The 20,004-nt window shown below is 44.7% G+C and carries 11 protein-coding genes; all 11 read left to right on the top strand.

Going from position 1 to position 20,004, the window contains the following annotated elements:
- Nucleotides 1-37: 37 nt before the first annotated feature.
- Complete coding sequence (locus AC07NA_RS17620; RefSeq protein WP_494898916.1) at nt 38-1,126, top strand: FecR family protein; 1,089 nt, start codon at nt 38-40, stop codon at nt 1,124-1,126.
- A 230-nt stretch (nt 1,127-1,356) separates the two neighbouring features.
- Nucleotides 1,357-4,695 (top strand): SusC/RagA family TonB-linked outer membrane protein, encoded by a 3,339-nt coding sequence (locus AC07NA_RS17615; RefSeq protein ID WP_494898915.1) that lies wholly within the window; start codon nt 1,357-1,359, stop codon nt 4,693-4,695.
- Between the two features lie 4 nt (nt 4,696-4,699).
- Complete coding sequence (locus AC07NA_RS17610; RefSeq protein WP_494898914.1) at nt 4,700-6,298, top strand: SusD/RagB family nutrient-binding outer membrane lipoprotein; 1,599 nt, start codon at nt 4,700-4,702, stop codon at nt 6,296-6,298.
- Nucleotides 6,299-6,389: 91 nt separating this feature from the next.
- Nucleotides 6,390-9,707 carry a VCBS repeat-containing protein gene (locus AC07NA_RS17605; RefSeq protein WP_494898913.1) on the top strand — a complete coding sequence of 1,106 codons (3,318 nt, stop codon included), beginning with the start codon at nt 6,390-6,392 and terminating at the stop codon, nt 9,705-9,707.
- Nucleotides 9,704-11,044, top strand: coding sequence for a vanadium-dependent haloperoxidase (locus AC07NA_RS17600; RefSeq protein ID WP_494898912.1), 1,341 nt, complete (start codon nt 9,704-9,706; stop codon nt 11,042-11,044). The genes AC07NA_RS17605 and AC07NA_RS17600 overlap by 4 nt, the downstream gene beginning before the upstream one ends.
- Nucleotides 11,045-11,069: 25 nt before the next feature.
- Nucleotides 11,070-12,275, top strand: coding sequence for an ROK family transcriptional regulator (locus tag AC07NA_RS17595; protein ID WP_494898911.1), 1,206 nt, complete (start codon nt 11,070-11,072; stop codon nt 12,273-12,275).
- A gap of 10 nt (nt 12,276-12,285) precedes the next feature.
- Nucleotides 12,286-13,749, top strand: coding sequence for an alpha-L-fucosidase (locus tag AC07NA_RS17590; RefSeq protein ID WP_494898910.1), 1,464 nt, complete (start codon nt 12,286-12,288; stop codon nt 13,747-13,749).
- 44 nt (nt 13,750-13,793) lie between these two features.
- Complete coding sequence (locus AC07NA_RS17585; RefSeq protein WP_494898908.1) at nt 13,794-16,481, top strand: glycoside hydrolase family 2 protein; 2,688 nt, start codon at nt 13,794-13,796, stop codon at nt 16,479-16,481.
- 28 nt (nt 16,482-16,509) lie between these two features.
- Nucleotides 16,510-17,811, top strand: a complete 1,302-nt coding sequence (locus tag AC07NA_RS17580) for a sugar MFS transporter (RefSeq protein WP_494898907.1) — start codon at nt 16,510-16,512, stop codon at nt 17,809-17,811.
- A gap of 2 nt (nt 17,812-17,813) precedes the next feature.
- Nucleotides 17,814-18,923: a carbohydrate-binding family 9-like protein gene (locus AC07NA_RS17575; protein ID WP_494898906.1), complete on the top strand. Its 1,110-nt coding sequence runs from the start codon at nt 17,814-17,816 to the stop codon at nt 18,921-18,923.
- Nucleotides 18,920-20,002, top strand: coding sequence for a family 10 glycosylhydrolase (locus AC07NA_RS17570; RefSeq protein ID WP_494898905.1), 1,083 nt, complete (start codon nt 18,920-18,922; stop codon nt 20,000-20,002). The genes AC07NA_RS17575 and AC07NA_RS17570 overlap by 4 nt, the downstream gene beginning before the upstream one ends.
- The last annotated feature ends 2 nt before the right edge of the window (nt 20,003-20,004 follow it).

Raw genomic sequence — 20,004 nt, 5'->3', positions numbered from 1 at the left:
TTTTTTAGTTGTCCTTACATCAAACATCAACAAATAAATGCTTAACGAAAGGTTCGAGTTATTGCTTACAAAAAAGTTAGCCAACGAGTTAACTCCCGAAGAACACCTGGAGTTTTTGGAGATGGTTAACAGCGATCCTGAGTTAAACAAAATATACACCAACCTTAAATCGTATTGGACACCGGATGAAGAAACGTATGCAAACAATGCAAAAATGTTTCAAAACATCCTTAATAAGATCGATTCGGGCAACGAGCCGCAATCTGAAGATGTAATTCCGATAACGCGTAAGGGATATTCGAAATTTACCCGCATGATAGCCGCTGTTTTGGTAACAGCAGCATTAGGCGCCGGTGCATACTATTATACAAACTACCGCAGCGCGGTTCAAAATACAAAGGTTGCTAACCTGGAGGTATTGCATACCCCGAGCCGCCAAAAATCAAAAATTGTATTGAGCGATGGCTCGGTTGTTACCCTTAACTCGCAAAGTCAGTTAAAATACCCGGCCTCCTTTAGCGGTAAAACACGTGAGGTTTACCTTAACGGCGAAGCATTTTTTGATATTAAGAAAGACCCGGAGCATCCTTTTATAGTGCATGCCGATCAAATGAAGATAAAGGTTTTGGGAACGGCATTCAACGTTAAGTCGTATGCTAACGATGAATCTTGCGAAACCACTTTGATTCGCGGAGCCATTGAACTTACCCTGGCCGATCGCCCGGCCGACAGGATCATATTAAAACCGAACGAAAAATTAGTATTGCACAAACGCGTCGCGCTGAAACATACAAAACGGGGTAATGTAAAATTTCCGGTGCCCGATACCAGCGGCACCAGTTACTTGCTTACCAATTTAACGCATCTTAAAATAGGCGATTCCACAGTTATCGAAACCTCGTGGACCAATAATAAACTGATATTTAAAGATCAGGATATGGAATCATTGGCCAAACAGATGGAAAGATGGTTCGGGTTGAAAATTGTTGTGAAAAGCGAACTGATAAAAAAATATAACTATACCGGGGTTTTTGAAAAGGAGAGTATTACGCAGGCGCTTTATGCCTTGCAAATGATAGAACCCTTCCATTACAAAATAAATAAGGAGATCGTTTATATATATTAACTCATCAAACCACCAAATTAAAAAATATGAAGTAAAAGGATACTAAAAACAAAAAGCAGGAACTATGAATAGCCCCTGCTGTAAAACCAATTAAATTAATAGGGCAATACTCCCGTGGAAAGGCAATTGCCGTCTTAATCAATTCACTTTAACTAAGTAAAATTATGAAATATTTTAAACACCTAAATGGTGTAAGGGATAAATATTGGCTAATAAAGTCTGTATTAATAATGAAATTGACTACTATATTAGTAATAGCCTTAAATCTTCAAGCAGTTGCCGGTGCGTTTTCACAAACAACGGTCACTATTAAAACAAAATCGGCCGATTTTGCAAAAACAATTGCCCAGATACAAAAGCAAACCAAGTATCATTTCGTATTCAGCGAAAAAAAGATACCTGTAACAAAAGGCATCGAGCTAAACTTTGAAAATGCCGAGGCCACAACCGTGCTTGACAGGCTTTTAAAGAACACCGAATTTACTTACACCCAATTACAGAACGACCTGATTGTAATAAGCAAAAAAGGTGAGTTTGTAAACGACGCTGTTGTAAAAGGTAAGGTTGTTGATGAAAATGGCGACCCGATGCCGGGTGTATCTGTTACCGTTAAAGGTACTACAACCGGTACACAAACAGGCGGCGATGGTACCTTTAGCATCAACGCGCCTGATAACGCTACTTTAGTATTCTCATCAATAGGTTATACCTCGCAAGAAATTGTTGTTGCCGGTAAAACAGTGATCAACGTTAGCCTGGTGCCTTCAAAAAACGACCTTAAAGAGGTGGTTGTAACAGCATTGGGTATCAGCAAAGAACAAAAGAAATTAGGTTACTCAGTAACTACAGTAAATGGTGAAAACCTTAATAAAGCTAAGGAAAGCAACGTTGCCTTATCATTACAAGGTCGTGTAGCCGGTTTAAGTGTAAGTGGTTCAAATGGTGGTCCGGGCTCATCAGCTAAGGTATTGCTGCGTGGTTTAACCAGCTTTACCGCCAGCAGCCCGCTTTACGTTATTAACGGTGTGCCAATGGATAACACCCAGCGTGGTGCATCAGGCGAGTGGGGTGGTGCCGATTATGGTGATGGTATATCAAACATCAACCCTGATGATATCGAGTCGATGACTGTACTGAAAGGTCAGTCGGCTTCGGCACTTTATGGTTCACGCGCGGTAAACGGTGTAATTTTAATCACTACCAAAACCGGTAAAAAGAATTCACCATTCGGTATCGAATTTAATACTAACATACAGTTTGACCAGCCGGTTGATAATACTGATTTTCAACAGGTGTATGGCCAGGGTATGCTGAACCCTACAACAGGTGTGGCCGAAAAACCAACTACGCTTGATTTGGCACGCAGCTCGGGCAGCCTTGCATGGGGAACCAAAATGGACGGTTCTGATGTGATGCAAATAGACGGTAAAACGCACAAATATTCTCCGGTAAGCAATTACATCAATTTTTACCGTACAGCGCCAAGCTTTACCAATACCGCGTCATTTACAGGTGGTAACGAAACCGGTGCTTTCCGCTTATCTCTTTCTGATCTTCGTGCCAATTCAATGGTGCCGAACAGCTATTTGGACAGAAAGACATTTAACTTTAACGGCAGCCAGCAGGTAACTAAAAAATTGAACATCAATGTTGTAGCCAACTATGTGATGGAAAATTCTAAAAACAGGTCTGGCTTGAGCGATGGTCCGGGTAACCCTAACAACGTTCAGTTTTTAGCGCCTAACCAGGATCAGGCTACCCTGTCTCCCGGTACAAACGCTGCCGGCAGAGAATTAACATTTACGGATGATCCTTATGTGACCAACCCATATTTCGCTGCAAACAACTTTATAAAAAATGTTAACAGAAACCGTTTAATTTCATCATTATCTGCAAAATACGATTTAACTACCTGGTTGTACCTGCAAGGTCGCTTAGGTTATGACGACAGTAACGATAAACGTGTAGATATTGAGCCAACCGGTACCGCTTACCGTAGCGATAACGGTACAATGAACCAAACTAATACGCATATTTCTGAGTTTAACGCCGACGTTTTAATTAACGGTAAACATTCTCTTGTTGAAGATTTCTTAAACTTAGATATGTCTATCGGTGGTAACATTCGTAAAAGCCAGTTGGAAGGTACTTTTGTTAATGGCCAAAACGGCTTTATCATTCCTTACTTCTACAGTTTAAAGAATTTCAGGACACGCGATTCTGGACCACTTATTGATCCTGCAAGCAAGAAACAAGTTAATTCGGCTTACTACTCAGCAGATTTCTCTGTTAAGGATTTCCTGGTAGTAAGTACAACAGGCCGCTATGATTATTACAGTTCTATCGGTAAATCTGTTGGCCCGGGTATCTTCTCGCCATCGGTTTCAGGTAGCTTTATCTTCTCTGAGCTTTACAAAATGAACGGTGTTGATTTGGGTAAAGTAAGGTTATCATACGCGCAAACCAGTAACGATGCCGATGCTTTTGCGAACCGTGTTTATTATGATATAAACAACTCGGTAAACGGTACACCTACTTTAGGTTTCAACTCACTGCTTCCAAACTTGTTTTTACAACCTTTCAGACTTAATGAGATCGAGGCAGGTTTAGAAATGAAATTCTGGGGTGACAGATTTGGTTTCGACGTTACTTATTTCTCCCGCAAAACGAAAAATGAGATCATCAAAGCTAACCTTGACCCATCAACAGGTTACAACCAACGTTACATAGGTACAGGTTCAACTCAAAACCGCGGTATCGAGGTAGAGATACATGGCTCACCTGTTAGAAAATCAGGCTTTAGCTGGACACCGTCATTCAACTTTACCTATGTTAAAAACAAGGTACTGCAAACTGACGACATCAACGGAAACGTAGCATTTGGTACTTACCGCCCGATGAATGCCAACCTTGCACTTGTTGCTGGTATGTCTGGTCCGCAAATTCTTGCTTATGATTACAAACGCGACGCGAGCGGCAATATCGTCATCGGTGCTGATGGTATCCCTGTAAGGGGCGATCTGAAACCGGTAGGTACAACAATTCCTAACGTTTATGGTGGTTTAAACAACACATTTAACTACAAACAGTTCAATTTAGGCTTCCTTATTGATTACCGGTTTGGCAGCAAAGTGCTTTCAGCTACGGAATATTACAGCATATTCAGAGGTTTAAATAAAATGACGCTTGATGGTCGTGAAACTGGTGTTGTTGCTACAGGTGTTAACGCGGCAGGCGCGGCAAACACGGTGAATGTACCTGCGCAAACTTACTATCAGGGTTTAGCACGTAATATCTCTACACTTGATGTATTAAACGGCGACTTTATTAAACTGCGCCAGGTAACATTGGGTTACACGTTCAATTCTACCTTCCTGAGAGGTACTCCATTTAGCAGCATTGGCGTATCGGCAGTTGCCCGTAACCTTTGGACTATCATGAAGCATACCAAAAACATCGATCCGGAATCCGGCTTCTCTAACGATGTGCGTTACTCGGGTATTGAGGGTACCAGTTTGCCTTTCGCAAGAACTTATGGTTTAAACGTAAACTTTAAATTCAAAAACTAAACAAATGAAAAAACGATATATTTTCAGCTTTCTGGTAGCAGGCGCTACGTTTATGGCAAGCTGTACCAAGAATTTCGAAGAGATAAATACACAGCCCGATAAAGTATCAGGTGAACTTGTTGTACCCGACTATTTAATGTCGCAGGCGCAGATAACCTTTTCACAAACCGGGTATGATCAATTACTTTTTCAAAGTATGTGGATCCAGTCGTTATCATCAACATACAGCTATTATAGCAATGGCGATAAGTATGTACTTGGAGGCAGCGGTACAGGTTATTATAACCGTACCTGGAACAGGTCGTACCAGGCGCTTACTTTGGTTGATGAAATGAAAAACCTGATCAAGGATAAGGCCGAATACACCAACCTTGACGCCTGCGGTACCATCTTACGTGCCATGTTCATACAGCGTATAACCGACCTGTACGGCGATGCGCCATACTCGGAAGAAGGTCAGGCTAAAAACGGTGTTTTTACCCCTAAGTTTGATAAACAACAGGATATCTATACCGCGATACTTACCCAGCTTGAAACTGCTACCGCGGCACTTGACGCATCAAAACCTGCTCCTACTGCCGATTTATTTTACGGCGGTACAGGTGCTGATCAAATTACACACTGGAAACATTTAGGTTATTCTTTGATGTTAAAAGCTGCTATGCGTTTAACTAAAGTTGACGCGAACACAGCAAAAACCTGGGCCGAAAAAGCGGCTGCCGGTGGTACCATGAATAACATTAGCGATAACGTTAAAGTAATGACAGATGCTAACGGTAATACCAGCAGCAACTCCGACGCATTATTGGTAACAGACGATTTCAGGGAAGTACGTTGGGGTAAAACGCTTATCGATTATATGAAAACAACCAATGATCCGCGTATTCCTGCTATTGCCGAAATTACCGCGGGTAATGGCCGCGCGGCAAATGAAAACCGCGATCTTCCGGGCGATAACACCGCGAGCCTGCAAACAGGTATGCCAAACGGTTATACTACAGGTAATATTGCCACTGCTCCGGGTTACCCTGGCGCTACACCGGCTGCCAATGCAGATGATGCACCGGCACCGCTGGGTAAGTACTCTCGCCCACGCCTTCGTGTATATGCAGAAAGAACAAGCGCCAACTTTATATTTACTTATGGCGAATCTGAACTACTGCTTGCCGAAGCAGCTACCAGGGGCTGGTCTGTTGGTACAGCTACTGCAGCGCAGCACTACGAAAACGCTTTAACTGCTGATATGGCTACACTGGCGCAATACAATACGTCAGCCGCGGCAGCAGTATCAGGCATTGCTACTTACGTTGCAGCCCATCCGCTGGTACCGGCAACAGCCTTACAGCAAATAAACATGGAGTACTATGTTATTACATCAACAACATTCAACTTCAACGAAACATTTGCTAACTGGAGAAGGTCTGGATTTCCGGCACTTACCGCGATTACCTATCCCGGTCAATACATAGCTGGTCAGGTGCCGCGCAGGATGCCTTATCCGATCACTTTACCGCAAACTAACGGTGCAAACTACGCAGCCGCTGTAACCAGTATGGGTGGAAGCGACGATTTCGCTACCCGTGTTTGGTGGGATAAACAATAAATCTTAATAATTACCGGCATGGCGTCAAAATATTTGTGCCATGCCGGTTTTTATCTCCTTTCTTTTTTCGCTCACTTAATTTCCGGGGCAAATGTTAATTAATGTTATACGTTTTTCTTATAGCCTAAGCCGGTTGTGCCTTGTAGTGGCCTTACTTTTTGCCTTAATAGGTACGGCAACCGCGCAACAGCAGCTGTTTAAACAGGTGCTGGCTAAAGAGAGCGGTATAACTTTTAGCAATAACATTAACGAGAACGAATCACTCAATGTGCTTTCGTACGAGTATTTTTACAACGGCGGCGGTGTTGCCGTAGGCGATATTAATAACGATGGCCTGCCCGACCTCATGTTTACCGCCAATATGCAGCCCAATAAATTATACCTCAATTTGGGCGGTATGAAGTTTAAGGACATCACCAAAGATGCCTGCAAAGAACTACCCGGCCGCAGCAATGGCTGGAAAACCGGTGTAACCATGGCCGATGTTAACGGCGACGGTTTGCTTGATATTTATATATGCTATTCGGGCAAAACAGAATTGGATGTTCGCCGAAACCAACTTTTTATCAATCAGGGTAACAATAAATTTAAGGAAGAAGCCAAAGCTTATGGTTTGGATGATCCGGGATATAGTACCCAGGCCGCTTTTTTTGATTACGACAACGATGGCGATCTGGACATGTTCCTGCTGAATCATAACATTAAAAAGATTGATAACATGGAGCTGGCTCGCTATAAAAGCGAAACAGACCAGTTTGCGAGCAATAAGCTTTTCGAGAATAATGGCAACCATTTTACCGATGTTTCGCAAAAAGCAGGTATTATACAAAACCCGCTTACGTTTGGCCTCGGTATAGCCATAGCTGATATCAATAAGGATGGCTTTGCCGATGTATACGTTACTAACGATTATAACGAACCCGATTACATCTACATAAACAATAAGAACAAAACCTTTACCGATGCCTCAAAAACCATGTTGAGGCACATGGCCCATTTTTCGATGGGGGTTGATATTGCCGATATTAATAACGACGCGCAGCCCGATATCTTAACACTCGATATGCTGCCCGAAGATAACCATCGCCAAAAATCATTACAGCTTGAAGAAAATTACGAAGCTTTTGAGCTGATGCTAAGGCAGGATTTGCACAGGCAATACATGCGCAACATGCTGCAATTAAATAATGGCGACGGTACCTTTAGCGAAATAGCTAACCTTGCAGGTGTTGGCGCTACCGACTGGAGCTGGTGCCCGCTTATTGCCGATTTTGATAACGATGGTTACAAGGATATTTTTATAAGCAACGGTTACCTGCGCGATTATACCAATAAGGACTTTTTACGCTATTGGGGCGACTATAAGATAAAAAAGGCCATGAACCGCGAACCATTTTTACTGATGGATCTCGTTATGGCTATGCCGTCGACCGCGCTGCCCAACTACATATTTAAAAACAATCACGACCTTACTTTTACCAATAAAAAAACAGACTGGGGTATTACCGAGGCGGCAGTATCAAACGGGGCAGTATATGCCGACCTGGATAATGACGGCGATCTCGACCTGGTGATCAATAATATTAACAAGCCTGCATCCGTATATCAGAATACGTTAAACGATAACAAGGCGAACACTTATCTGGCAATAAAGCTAAACGGTACTAAGCCCAATGTTAACGCCATAGGGGCAAAGGCTTATGTGTACGCCAACGGTAATACACAATACCAGGAAGTTAACCCTAACAGGGGCTATCTGTCGTGCGTATCAACAACGCTTAACTTTGGTTTGGGCGGCAAAACCGTTGCTGATTCGGTAACCATTGTATGGCCCGATCAATCTAAACAAACACTGAAAGCGGTTAACGGTAATCGGTTACTTAAGGTAGATATGCCGGCCAGGGCGGCAAAAGATAAAAAGGAAGTGGCTGTTGCCAAAACAGTGTTCCAAAAGTCGGCGGCGCTTATTGATTTTAGTCCCGAAGAAATTACGCTTAACGATTTTAAGCGCCAGCTGCTGATGACGTTCATGCTATCGAAAACCGCCCCTGTGATAGCTAAAGCCGATGTGAATAAAGACGGGCTTGAAGATATATACGTTAGCGGCGATAAGGATGGCGTAGGTAAAATATACCTGCAACAACCCAACGGTACGTTTAAGCAGATTGATATTATCCGTGGCAAAACTGAAAACATGGGTACCATTGCCGCAGCCGCGTTTTTTGATGCCAATGGCGATGGCGCTCCCGATCTGTACCTGGCAAGGGGAGGATACGCCTTATATCAACCCAATGCAGCCGACCTTAACGACGAGCTATACCTTAACGATGGCAAGGGCAAATTCGTTTTAACGGTAACAGCCCTGCCCGATCAACTAAATGCCAGCGCGAAATCGTGCGTGCGGCCATGTGATTTTGATAACGACGGCGATATCGACCTGTTTGTAGGCGGTCGTGTTATACCGGGAAAATACCCGCTGGCACCGCAAAGTTATTTACTGGTTAATGATGGTAAAGGGCACTTTACAAAGGCCGAGATACCGTTTGCAACAATAGGTATGGTTACCGATGCGCAATGGGTGGATCTGGATAATGACAAACGCAAGGATCTGGTTATTTGCGGCGAATTTATGCCAATAACCGTTTACCTGAATGGTAAAACCGGCTTTGAAGATAAAACCGCCGCGTACTTCAGCAGTCCGCAAAAGGGGATATGGTTAAGCATGGCGGTTGCCGATGTAAATGGCGATGGACTGCCCGATATTATAGCCGGTAACCTCGGTTTGAACACCCAGGTACGCGCTACCGAAAAACAACCTGTCGAACTTTACTTTGCCGATTTTGATAACAATGGTTCTGTTGACCCTTTCCTTAATTTTTATGTGCAGGGCACCAGTTACCCCTTTGTAAGCCGCGACGAGATCAATGAGCAGATCTACCCGATGCGGAGAAAGTTTACATCGTACAAAGATTATGCTGATGTAACCATAAAAGATATTTTTAGTGCCGACGATCTTAAAAAAGCGGGCTATCTCGCCGCTACCGAAACCCGTACCATGTGCTATATCAACAAGGGCGGAAAGTTTGAAGCGGTTAATCTGCCTGTAGAAGCCCAATTTTCGGCAGTAACACAAATACTCACTGCTGATTTTGATAAGGATGGCAAAACGGATATCCTGTTGATGGGTAACCATGCCGATAACAGGCTTAAGCTGGGCAGTTTTGATGCCAACTACGGCTGCCTGTTAAAAGGCGATGGCAAAGCCGGGTTTACTTATGTGCCGCAAACATTGTCAGGCTTATCGGTTGCAGGCGATGTAAAGTCGGCTTTAACGGCAACTATCGGCAAAGCATCTTATTTATTGATCGGCCTTGCGCAGGGGCCTCTGCAATTTTATAAAATTCCATGAGCATCCGTAAAACTATAGCATTGTTGGTTATGCTTATGCTGGGGCAATATGGCATGGCGCAAAAACGCGATAAAGGTTTTCCTGATTACCTGTCGCCCGAGCACGCGGTAAACACCGTAACCATGGTAATGGTGCACGATGTGGTTGGTCCGCCTATAGCGGCACGGTACTATGCTTATTGTATGATGGGCGCATACAATATTGTCGCCGCGCACGATCGTCAGTTTCCGCCGCTGAATAAATTTTTAAAGAGTTATAAAACACCCTACGAGCCCGATACTGCCAATAAAGCTTATGATTACCGCATAGCCGCTTATTACAGCATCCTCGAAAGTGCCAAACTGCTGCTGCCATCGGGTTATACAATCAAAGACGATCAGGGGGCATTTGTAAGCCTGTTGCTTAAGGTAGGGATTAAACAGGCGGTGATCGACAATTCCATCGCGGCAGCCGAAAAAGCATCGATGCAGGTGGTAGCCTTTTCTAAAGGCGACCATTACGGACAATTGAGCGCGCTTAAAAGGTATACACCTTTAAAAGAAGAAGGCCACTGGTACCCAACGCCACCGGGATATTTTGAAGCGCTTGAGCCTAACTGGCGCACCATACGCACTTTGGTAATTGATACTTCAACGCAGTTTAAGCCCGCGCCGCTCATCGCTTTTAGTAAAGATACCGCGTCGGCATTTCACAGGCAGGTACTGGCTGTTTACAATGCCTCAAAGCACTTAACCGATGAGCAGATAAACCAGGCCCTGTTTTGGGATTGTAACCCCTTTGCCATTACCACATCGGGCCACATGTCTATTGGTTATAAAAAGATCAGTCCCGGAGGGCATTGGATGCACATTACAGGGCTGGTGGCCAAACAAGCGAAGCTGACCTTCGGGCAATCAATTGTGGCCCTAACATTAGAAGGGGTTACCTTGATGGATGCCTTTATAAGCTGTTGGGAAGAGAAATTTGCCAGCAACCGCATTCGCCCCGAAACTTATATAAACAAGTACATGGATATTAAGTGGAAGCCCGTATTACAAACACCGCCGTTTCCTGAATATACCAGCGGCCACGCGGTTATTTCGCAGGCATCGGCCGAAATACTTACTTACTTGCTTGGTGATAACTTTAAATATGAGGACGATACCGAGATACCGTTTGGCAGCGGCAAACGCTCGTTCAGTTCTTTCAGGCAGGCCGCCAATGAGGCGAGCATGTCGAGGTTTTATGGTGGTATACATTATTTCGACAGTATAAATAACGGAAATGCGCAGGGCAAGGCTGTGGCCGGTTACATAGTAACGAAAGTTGCTGATGCCGGTATAAAGCCTTTTAAATAATGATGAGATTAATTTTTAGAACCACGTGAGAGTATTAAGTGCTAATTTTTCTTTGTTAAATGAATATCCGCAGCTGATAAAGCTTTTGAGTTATCACGGCTCACTGTCGGCTACGGAGTTGAGTAACCTTTTGGGCAAAAGCATACCTTACGTAAATAAGTTGGTAAGCGAACTGCTTGATGCCGAAATAGTGGAGCGCAAGGGTTACGCCACATCGAGCGGCGGGCGCAAGCCGGTTAAGTTTTCGTTGGTGGCCGATAGTTTCTACATCGTTTCTGTTGCCATGAGCCAGTATGATATGGAATACGTAGTGCTTGATATGAAGGGCAACTTTGTAAGCGATGTAAAAAAGCATAAGATAGACATCTATACCATGCACGCTAAAGAGCTTGCAGATTTGATCAACGCTTTCCTGTATACAGTCACTATTCCGGTAGAGCGGGTAATCAGCATTAGCATTTCTATGCCGGGTTTTGTATCAACCGAGCGGGGGATGAACTTAACCTATTTGCCCGTAACAGGTTCATCGCTTACAAGTGTGTTACAAGAGGCCATACAGATTCCCGTTTTTATCGAAAATGACTCTACCGCGATAGCCTTGGGCGAGAAAACCTTCGGTACGGCCATCGGTCAAAACGATGCCATGGTATTAAATTTAGGCTGGGGGATAGGCTTAGGGATGATATTGGATAATAAGGTGTTCAGAGGTCACAGTGGCCTGGCGGGGGAATTCAGTCACATCTCATTATTTAATAATGGTAAAATATGCGCCTGTGGTAAACGTGGCTGTTTGGAAACCGAATCGTCCATGCGGGCGCTTACCGGCAAGGTACGCACCGAACTGGAGAGCGGCCAAAAAAGCAGCCTGATGAATTATGAAGAGATAGATATTGATGCTATTGTTACCGAAGCCTTAAAAGGCGATATGCTTTCGGTAAGGCTGATTTCGGAAGCGGCATACAACATTGGCCGTGGCCTGGCTATGCTGATCCACATCATGAACCCTTCGATCATTTTATTGAGCGGCAGGGCAAGCGTAATTGGCAAACTGTGGCTTTCGCCCATACAGCAGGCTATTTATGAGCATAGCATACCACAACTGGCTAATGATACTCAATTGCTGATATCAGAGCTGAATGTGAAAGCGCAACTACTGGGCGGGGCTGTTTTGGTGATAGAAAACCTGGGCCAGCCGCTAAAAAATAAAATTAACGAGATAGAAAAAAACTAAAGCGATTATAATGCATAAAAATATTACCCCTTTTAAATTGATAGCGCTGTTATCGGCATTTCTGTTAAATGGCTTTTTGGCCGCTGCGCAGGTGCACGATATTTCAAAAAAATACCAGAAACCAACCGACGCGGCCGTACTTAAGAAACTCGATCAATGGCAGGACCTAAAGTTTGGCCTGTTTATGCACTGGGGAACCTACAGCCAATGGGGCGTGGTTGAAAGCTGGAGTATTTGCCCCGAAGACGAAGGATGGACGCAGCGTAAAGACCCTTACGGTGCCACTTATAACGGGTATGTAAAGGCTTATGAAAACCTGCAAACCACGTTTAATCCTACAAAATTCGACCCGGATAAATGGGTTAAGGCTGCCGAACATGCCGGTATGAAGTATGTGGTTTTTACCACCAAGCACCACGATGGTTTCGCCATGTTTGATACCAGACAGTCGGACTATAAAATTACGGATGCCAAAACGCCTTTCTCTACTAACCCTAAAGCCAACGTTACCAAAGAAATCTTTTCGGCCTTTAAAAAGAAGGACTTTATGATAGGCGCTTACTTCTCCAAGCCCGACTGGCATTCAAAAGATTACTGGTGGCCATACTTTCCGCCTAAAGACAGGAACGTGAATTACGACCCTGCCAAGCATCCCGAAAACTGGAACAAGTTTAAGGATTTCACTTACAACCAAATTCAGGAGTTAATGACGGGTTATGGCCTGGTAGATATACTATGGCTTGATGGCGGTTGGGTGAGGCCAAAGGCTACCATTGATACCGCGGTTGAATGGCAGCGCACCATTCAATTCGATCAGGATATAGATATGCCTAAAATTGTGGCCATGGCCCGTAAAAACCAGCCCGGTTTAATAGTGGTTGATCGTACCGTTCCCGGCGAATTTGAAAACTATACCACGCCCGAGCAGGAAGTACCCGAAAAACCGTTGAGCTATCCGTGGGAAAGTTGTATCACCATGGGTAATTCGTGGAGTTACGTACCCGACGATCATTACAAATCGGCACATGATATTATAGAGTTATTGGTGAAGATCGTATCTCGTGGAGGTAACTTGCTGATGAACATTGGCCCCGGTCCGGATGGCGACTGGGATCCGGAAGCTTACAAACGCCTTGATGCTATTGGCAACTGGATCACCATAAACGGCGAAGGGATCTATAACTCACGCGCGGTAGCCCCTTATGGTAATGGCAATGTGTATTATACCAAATCAAAAGACAAGCAAATAGTTTATATTTATGTACTGGCAAACGATAAGACGAAAGCCGTACCTGCCGAAGTAAACATTGATTTGCCCGGTATTAATGGTGTTAAAAAAGTAACCCTTTTGGGTGGTAAACAAGCCTTAAAGTGGAAAAAGTCTGCCACAGGCATCACTGTGGCTAACTACGCTACAGCATATAATAAAGCAGGCCTGTTAGAAGCAGGCTGCATAAAAATAGAATACAAATAACCTTACCTTTCAATTAAATCATTCATTAACAGTAATTATCAGTTTTGAAAAAAAGGAATTTAAATTGTACGGCATTGCCGGTTGCGTCACTTTTTAAGGTTTGTTTGGGGATTGTTATGTTGGCAGGCAGCATCAACACGGCGTTCGCTCAAACAGAGTATGAACTTAACAGCGGCTGGAAGCTGAAAAAGGCAGCAGATGTAAGCAGTAACGGAAGCGTGATATCTAAAACAGACTTCGCCCTTACCTCATGGGAGAATGCTACAGTACCCGGAACGGTTTTAACCTCACAGCTAAATAACAAGCAGGTGCCCGACCCATTCTACGGACTAAATAACGAACATATCCCCGATATTTATAAAACCGGTCGCGATTATTATACCTACTGGTTTTCAAAAGATTTTAAAGAAGCGGCTCCCGCGGGCACTAACCAGGTTTATCTGAACCTGCGTGGCGTTAACTACAGCTGCGATGTGTTCCTGAACGGGCATAAACTTAACGCGAAACTGCATAAGGGTATGTTTTTACGCCAGCGTTATAACATAACCAAATGGATAGCTAAAGACGGCAACAACCGTTTGGCCGTTATCGTTTATCCGCCCGATGTGGTTGGCAATGCCAATGGCGGGCAGGGCGGCGATGGTACTATTGCCAAAGGCGTTGGCCTGCAATACACCGCCGGCTGGGACTGGATACAACCTATCCGCGACCGCAATACCGGGATATGGGATAAGGTGACCATTGAGCGCACAGGCGCGGTAGCCATAAAAGACCCGCATGTGATTACGCTTGTAAAAGGGGTACGTAACCCCGAAGGGCCGCAACAACCGGCTATCATACAAATGAGTGCCGATGTTGAAAATGCCGCCGACGTACCTGTTACCGGTACGCTGCAATATAGTATCGACGGCAAACCGGTTGCGAAAAAAGTGACGCTGAAAGCTAAATCGATGCAAACGGTACAGCTTGACGATTATACCCTTAATAATCCCAAACTATGGTGGCCAAACGGTTACGGCGAGCAATACCTGTATCCTGTAAAATTACAGTTTGTAGCAGGCGGCAAGGTGTCTGACCAGGAAGAGATTAAAGTAGGCGTACGCCAGATCACTACCCAATGGAACGACAAGACCGAAAGCAAGCAGGTAAATGTTAACGGGCAAAAAATATTTATAAAAGGCGGCAACTGGATCATCTCTGACGCCATGCTGCGCTTTACCGATAAGCGTTACGATGCCGAAGTACGTTTTCACCGTGATATGAACCTTAACCTGATAAGGGTTTGGGGAGGCGCACTGATTGAACGCCCCGAATTTTACGAGGCCTGCGACAAATACGGCCTGTTGGTTTTCCAGGATCTTTGGGGATCGGGCGATTGCAATGGCCGCTGGGTTGACCCGATGAAGCTGGAAGATCAGTGGACACGCCGCAAGTACCCGGATGACCATAACCTGTACCTTGAATCGGTAATTGACCAAGTGAAGATGGTGCGTAACTATCCGTCGCTGGCTATGTGGTGCGGTGGTAATGAGATCACCCCGCCCGAAGATATATTGATAGCCCTGCGCGACAAGATTATGCCGCAACTGGATAATACCCGCTGGTTCATTGAATATTCTAACTCCGAAACCATGTCGCGCAATGTATTGGGTGGCAACGGCGACGGGCCTTACGGCATTCAGCCACTTTCGGTATTCTGGGATTTTAAAACTTTTCCTTTTAACTCCGAGGTTGGCTCGGTTGGGGTTGGCGATATCGAATCGTTAAAACGCTTTATGCCCGCGGCCAATATGGAGGCACTGCCCGAGTTTGACGAGGCCAACGGCAAAACAAAAACAGACCCGGTTTGGGATTACCATAAATACATAGGTTACGATGCCGTTATCAATAAGTACGGTAAACCAAAAGACGCTACCGATTTTACAGCCAAAGCGCAGCTGGTAAACTACGATCAGTACCGGGGCCTGATGGAAGGTTTCAGTTCGCATATGTGGGATTGGTATACAGGCGTGATCATCTGGAAAACACAAAACCCGTGGACTTCCATGCGCGGGCAGATGTATGATTATTACCTCGACCCTAATGCCTGTTTGTATGGCCTGCACAATGGCAGCCAGCCGCTGCATATCATGTACAATCCCGGCGACGGTATGGTAATGGTAGCCAATAATACCTTTAAGGCACATACCAATATGATGCTGGTAGCCAAAATTTTCAACATGGCGGGTAAGGAAACCATGATCACGCAGGTTTTCTCCGACGTTACCGAAACTATCACAAAGAGGTACCTGTCGGTTAAAAAACAACTGGACGAGGCCGCTAAAGAAGAGGGCGCTTTCCTGATGCTGCAACTGGTAGATCATGATAAAAAAGTGATCAGCGAAAATATTTACTGGGTAGCCGATGAAAAAGGCATGTACTCGGGGCTGCAAAAAATGCCGGCGTCGCAGGTGAAAACTGTAGCTAAGCAAACAGTGCCGGGCAAAATAGAAGTCACGCTTACCAATCCAGAGAACGCTCCACTTGCATTCTTCAACCGTTTATCATTGGTTGAAGCACAGGGCGGCAAACGCTTACTACCTGTTTTTTACAGCGATAACTATGTATCGGTATTGCCGGGTCAAAGCAAAACGGTAACCATTACTTATGATACCGCGCAGTACAAAACCTTACCGGCAGTAAGTGTTTACGGCTGGAATTTAAAGGAACAAACCATACAAATAGCTAACTGATACCCCATATTAATTTAACCACCATAACATGAGCACACTAACGCAGGCGGCAGAAATAGAAACTGTTGAAACAAAAAAAACGGGCGGGGCCATATACATTATAGGCGCGCTGTTCTTCGTGTTCGGGTTTGTTACCTGGATGAACTCGGTACTTATTCCGTATTTAAAGATAGCCTGCCAGCTAACCGATTTTGAATCGTACCTGGTAGCCTTCGCTTTTTACATATCTTATTTTATAATGGCTATCCCTTCGGGCTGGTTGCTGAAAAAGATCGGCTTTAAAAAAGGCATGTCGATAGGGTTGGCGGTAATGGCCGCCGGTGCCTTGTTGTTTATACCCGCGGCACTAACGCGCACCTATGCTATTTTCCTGCTGGGTTTATTTGTGCAGGGCATGGGGCTTACTGTATTGCAGGCGGCATCAAACCCTTACATCACCATTTTGGGGCCTATTGAAAGCGCCGCCAAACGTATCAGCATAATGGGGATCTGTAATAAAATTGCAGGCGCGCTTGCCCCCATCGTATTAGGTGCCATCGCCCTAAAAGATACCGATGCTTTAAAGGAACGCCTGCTAACCATGACCGATTCAGAAAAAGTTGTTGAACTTAATATATTGGCGAGCCGTGTTATAACGCCTTATATCTGTATCATCGTTATCCTGGTGATACTGGCCATAGCGGTAGTGTTTTCATCACTGCCGGAAATTGATACCGATAAAGAGGACGAAAGCACAGCCATCGCTAACGTAAATAAAACGAGCATCTTTCACTTTCCATACCTGCTTTTGGGTGTGTTAACCTTGTTTTTGTACGTAGGTGCCGAGGTTTTGGCAGGCGATTCCATCATCGGCTACGGTTCATCGCAGGGCATTCCGCTGGATACAGCCAAGTTTTTTACTACCTGTACATTGTTGTGTATGATATTGGGCTACGTGGCCGGTATTATCTGCATCCCTAAATATTTCAGTCAGCAGGCCGCGCTTAAAGTATCGGCTGTGCTGGGGCTGATGTTTTCACTGGCGGCTATTTTTACACATGGCTATATATCGGTGTTATTTATCGCTTTGCTTGGTTTGGCCAATTCATTAATGTGGCCGGCTATATGGCCGCTGGCAATAGTAGGGTTGGGGCGTTTCACCAAAATAGGGTCATCAATGATGATCATGGCCATCGCGGGCGGCGCGGTTATACCGCCAATATATGGTTTGCTGGTAGGTAAGTTCAATGCCAGCTCGGCTTACTTTGTATTGGTGCCTTGCTATTTGTTCATATTGTATTATGCTACCAATGGGCATAAAACAGGTTTGGCAGGCAAAAAAGCTAATTAATAATGAGGATATCTGCCATTAAATATAGCGTAGCGCTTGTTGCTTTCTTATTGTGCGGCCGCGATTCCGTTTTTGCGCAAAGCGAATTTAAAGGCTTTGAAGCCATGTTTACGCAGCCTAAAAGCTATGTTGTACAGCATATCTCTAATGCTATTAAGGTTGATGGTATATTGCAGGAGAGCGACTGGCAAAAAGCCGAATGGACAAGCAGCTTTGTAGATATTGAAGGGGCTGCCAAACCGCTGCCTGCTTTTGATACCAAGGTGAAAATGCTTTGGAACGACAGCACTTTATTTATCGCTGCCAAAATGGTTGAGCCGCAGGTATGGGCCACGCAAACCCATCACGATGATATTATTTATAAGGATAATGATTTTGAGATCTTCATCGACCCTGATAATGATACGCACCAGTATTTTGAGATTGAGGTAAACGCGCTTAATAAAATATTCGACCTCTTTTTATCAAAACCATACCGCAACGGCGGCGATGCCCTCATCAGTTGGGATATTGCCGGGTTAAAAAGTGCGGTAACCGTACAAGGTACGCTCAACAACACAAAAGATACCGATAAAGGCTGGACGGTAGAAATGGCCATCCCCATGAAAGCCCTAATGTTTGGTTTTAATACCGGCATACCAAAAGAGGGCGCAACCTGGCGTATCAATTTTTCGCGGGTGGAGTGGGATACCAAAATCGTGAACGGTAAAAATGTTAAACTAAAGGATAACAGCGGGAAAAACCTGCCCGAACGGAATTGGGTATGGTCGCCGCAGGGGGTGATAAATATGCACTGCCCCGAACGCTGGGGCTACCTGCAATTTAGCCATAACACGGGCCAAACCTTTACCATGCCTTACAGCGAAAAGCAAAGGCAGTGGTTATGGCTGGTTTACTACAAACAGAAAGAGTTTTTTGCAAAGAATAAAAAATACGCCATTGATTTGCCGGCTTTAGGTCTGCCTGCTGAGGTTGATATAGATGGTAAGGTAAATCAACTCAACTTAACAGCTTCGGCCAGGCAGTTTGCCGCCGCTATAAATACGCAGGCAGGTGATATGCTGATTATTAACGATGAAGGACTGGTAAAAACACAAACATACACGCCATGATAAACAGAAGGAATTTTGTTACAACAAGTTTGTTGGGCCTTGCAGCCGCTTCGGTACCGCTTAAAGGCAGTGCCGATAGTTTAAGCCCTGTAAAAAAGAAAGCGTATAAACACTGGCTCTGGATAAATCCGGATATGAAGGATACGCCCGAACAGTTAAGCGCCACCTATAAAAAGTATTACGATGCCGGTATCCGCGGGATCTTTTTTGAAGCCGATAGCGAAATGCACTTCCGTACAGCTAAGGCGCAAAAGCTGGAAGCGCACCGCTGGATGTGGACCATGAACCGCGGCGAAAAAGAACTGATGGCCGCCCATCCCGAATGGTATGCCAAAAACAGGAAGGGCGAATCGTGCGTGGATAAACCGCCTTACGTGGGTTATTACCGCTGGTTGTGCCCTTCAAAACCCGAAGTACTCGAATACCTGTCGAACCAGGTAAACAGCATTTTGGATAAGGATTATGTTGACGGCATCCATTTAGATTATATCCGCTTTTGCGATGTGATACTGCCCGTTAATTTATGGGACAAGTATAAGATAGAGCAAACCCGCGAACTGCCCGAATATGATTACTGTTATTGCGATGATTGCCAAAAAAAGTTTAATGAGCAGTATGGTACACCGCTTAATACAATTGAGTACCCGGAGGCCAGCCTTTCGTGGCGCTTGTTCAGGTATAATGCCATCAATAATGTAGTAAATGGCATTGCAAAAGTGGCCGGGGCGCATAAAAAACAAATTACAGCGGCTGTGTTCCCTACGCCCGAAATAGCCCGCCGCAACGTACGGCAAGACTGGACAAACTGGAACCTCAACGGTATTTGCCCCATGATATACCACGGCTTTTATAAAGAAAAGGTAGGCTGGATAGGCGATGCCGTAACCGAAGGTGTCCATTTTTTAAATAACAAGTTCCCGCTGTATGCAGGCTTGTTCCTGTCCGATTTTAATAATATTGACGAAGTAAAACAAGGTATTACATTGGCGCTAAGCAAAGGCGCGGCAGGGGTATCATTATTCGGTTCGCCTAATGATGATGTGCTGAACGCCCTCAAGACGAGCAGTGCCGGGGTTTAATG

This window comes from Mucilaginibacter sp. GW821-FHT07G05, from assembly GCF_059418565.1.
Note: the sequence above shows the minus strand (reverse complement) of the source record. Positions and strands in the feature narration are given on the sequence as shown.

Coding starts and splice junctions, on each gene's coding strand:
- AC07NA_RS17620 (WP_494898916.1), top strand. CDS start 38: ATGCTTAACGAAAGGTTCGAGTTATTGCTTACAAAAAAGTTAGCCAAC.
- AC07NA_RS17615 (WP_494898915.1), top strand. CDS start 1,357: ATGAAATTGACTACTATATTAGTAATAGCCTTAAATCTTCAAGCAGTT.
- AC07NA_RS17610 (WP_494898914.1), top strand. CDS start 4,700: ATGAAAAAACGATATATTTTCAGCTTTCTGGTAGCAGGCGCTACGTTT.
- AC07NA_RS17605 (WP_494898913.1), top strand. CDS start 6,390: ATGTTAATTAATGTTATACGTTTTTCTTATAGCCTAAGCCGGTTGTGC.
- AC07NA_RS17600 (WP_494898912.1), top strand. CDS start 9,704: ATGAGCATCCGTAAAACTATAGCATTGTTGGTTATGCTTATGCTGGGG.
- AC07NA_RS17590 (WP_494898910.1), top strand. CDS start 12,286: ATGCATAAAAATATTACCCCTTTTAAATTGATAGCGCTGTTATCGGCA.
- AC07NA_RS17580 (WP_494898907.1), top strand. CDS start 16,510: ATGAGCACACTAACGCAGGCGGCAGAAATAGAAACTGTTGAAACAAAA.
- AC07NA_RS17575 (WP_494898906.1), top strand. CDS start 17,814: ATGAGGATATCTGCCATTAAATATAGCGTAGCGCTTGTTGCTTTCTTA.
- AC07NA_RS17570 (WP_494898905.1), top strand. CDS start 18,920: ATGATAAACAGAAGGAATTTTGTTACAACAAGTTTGTTGGGCCTTGCA.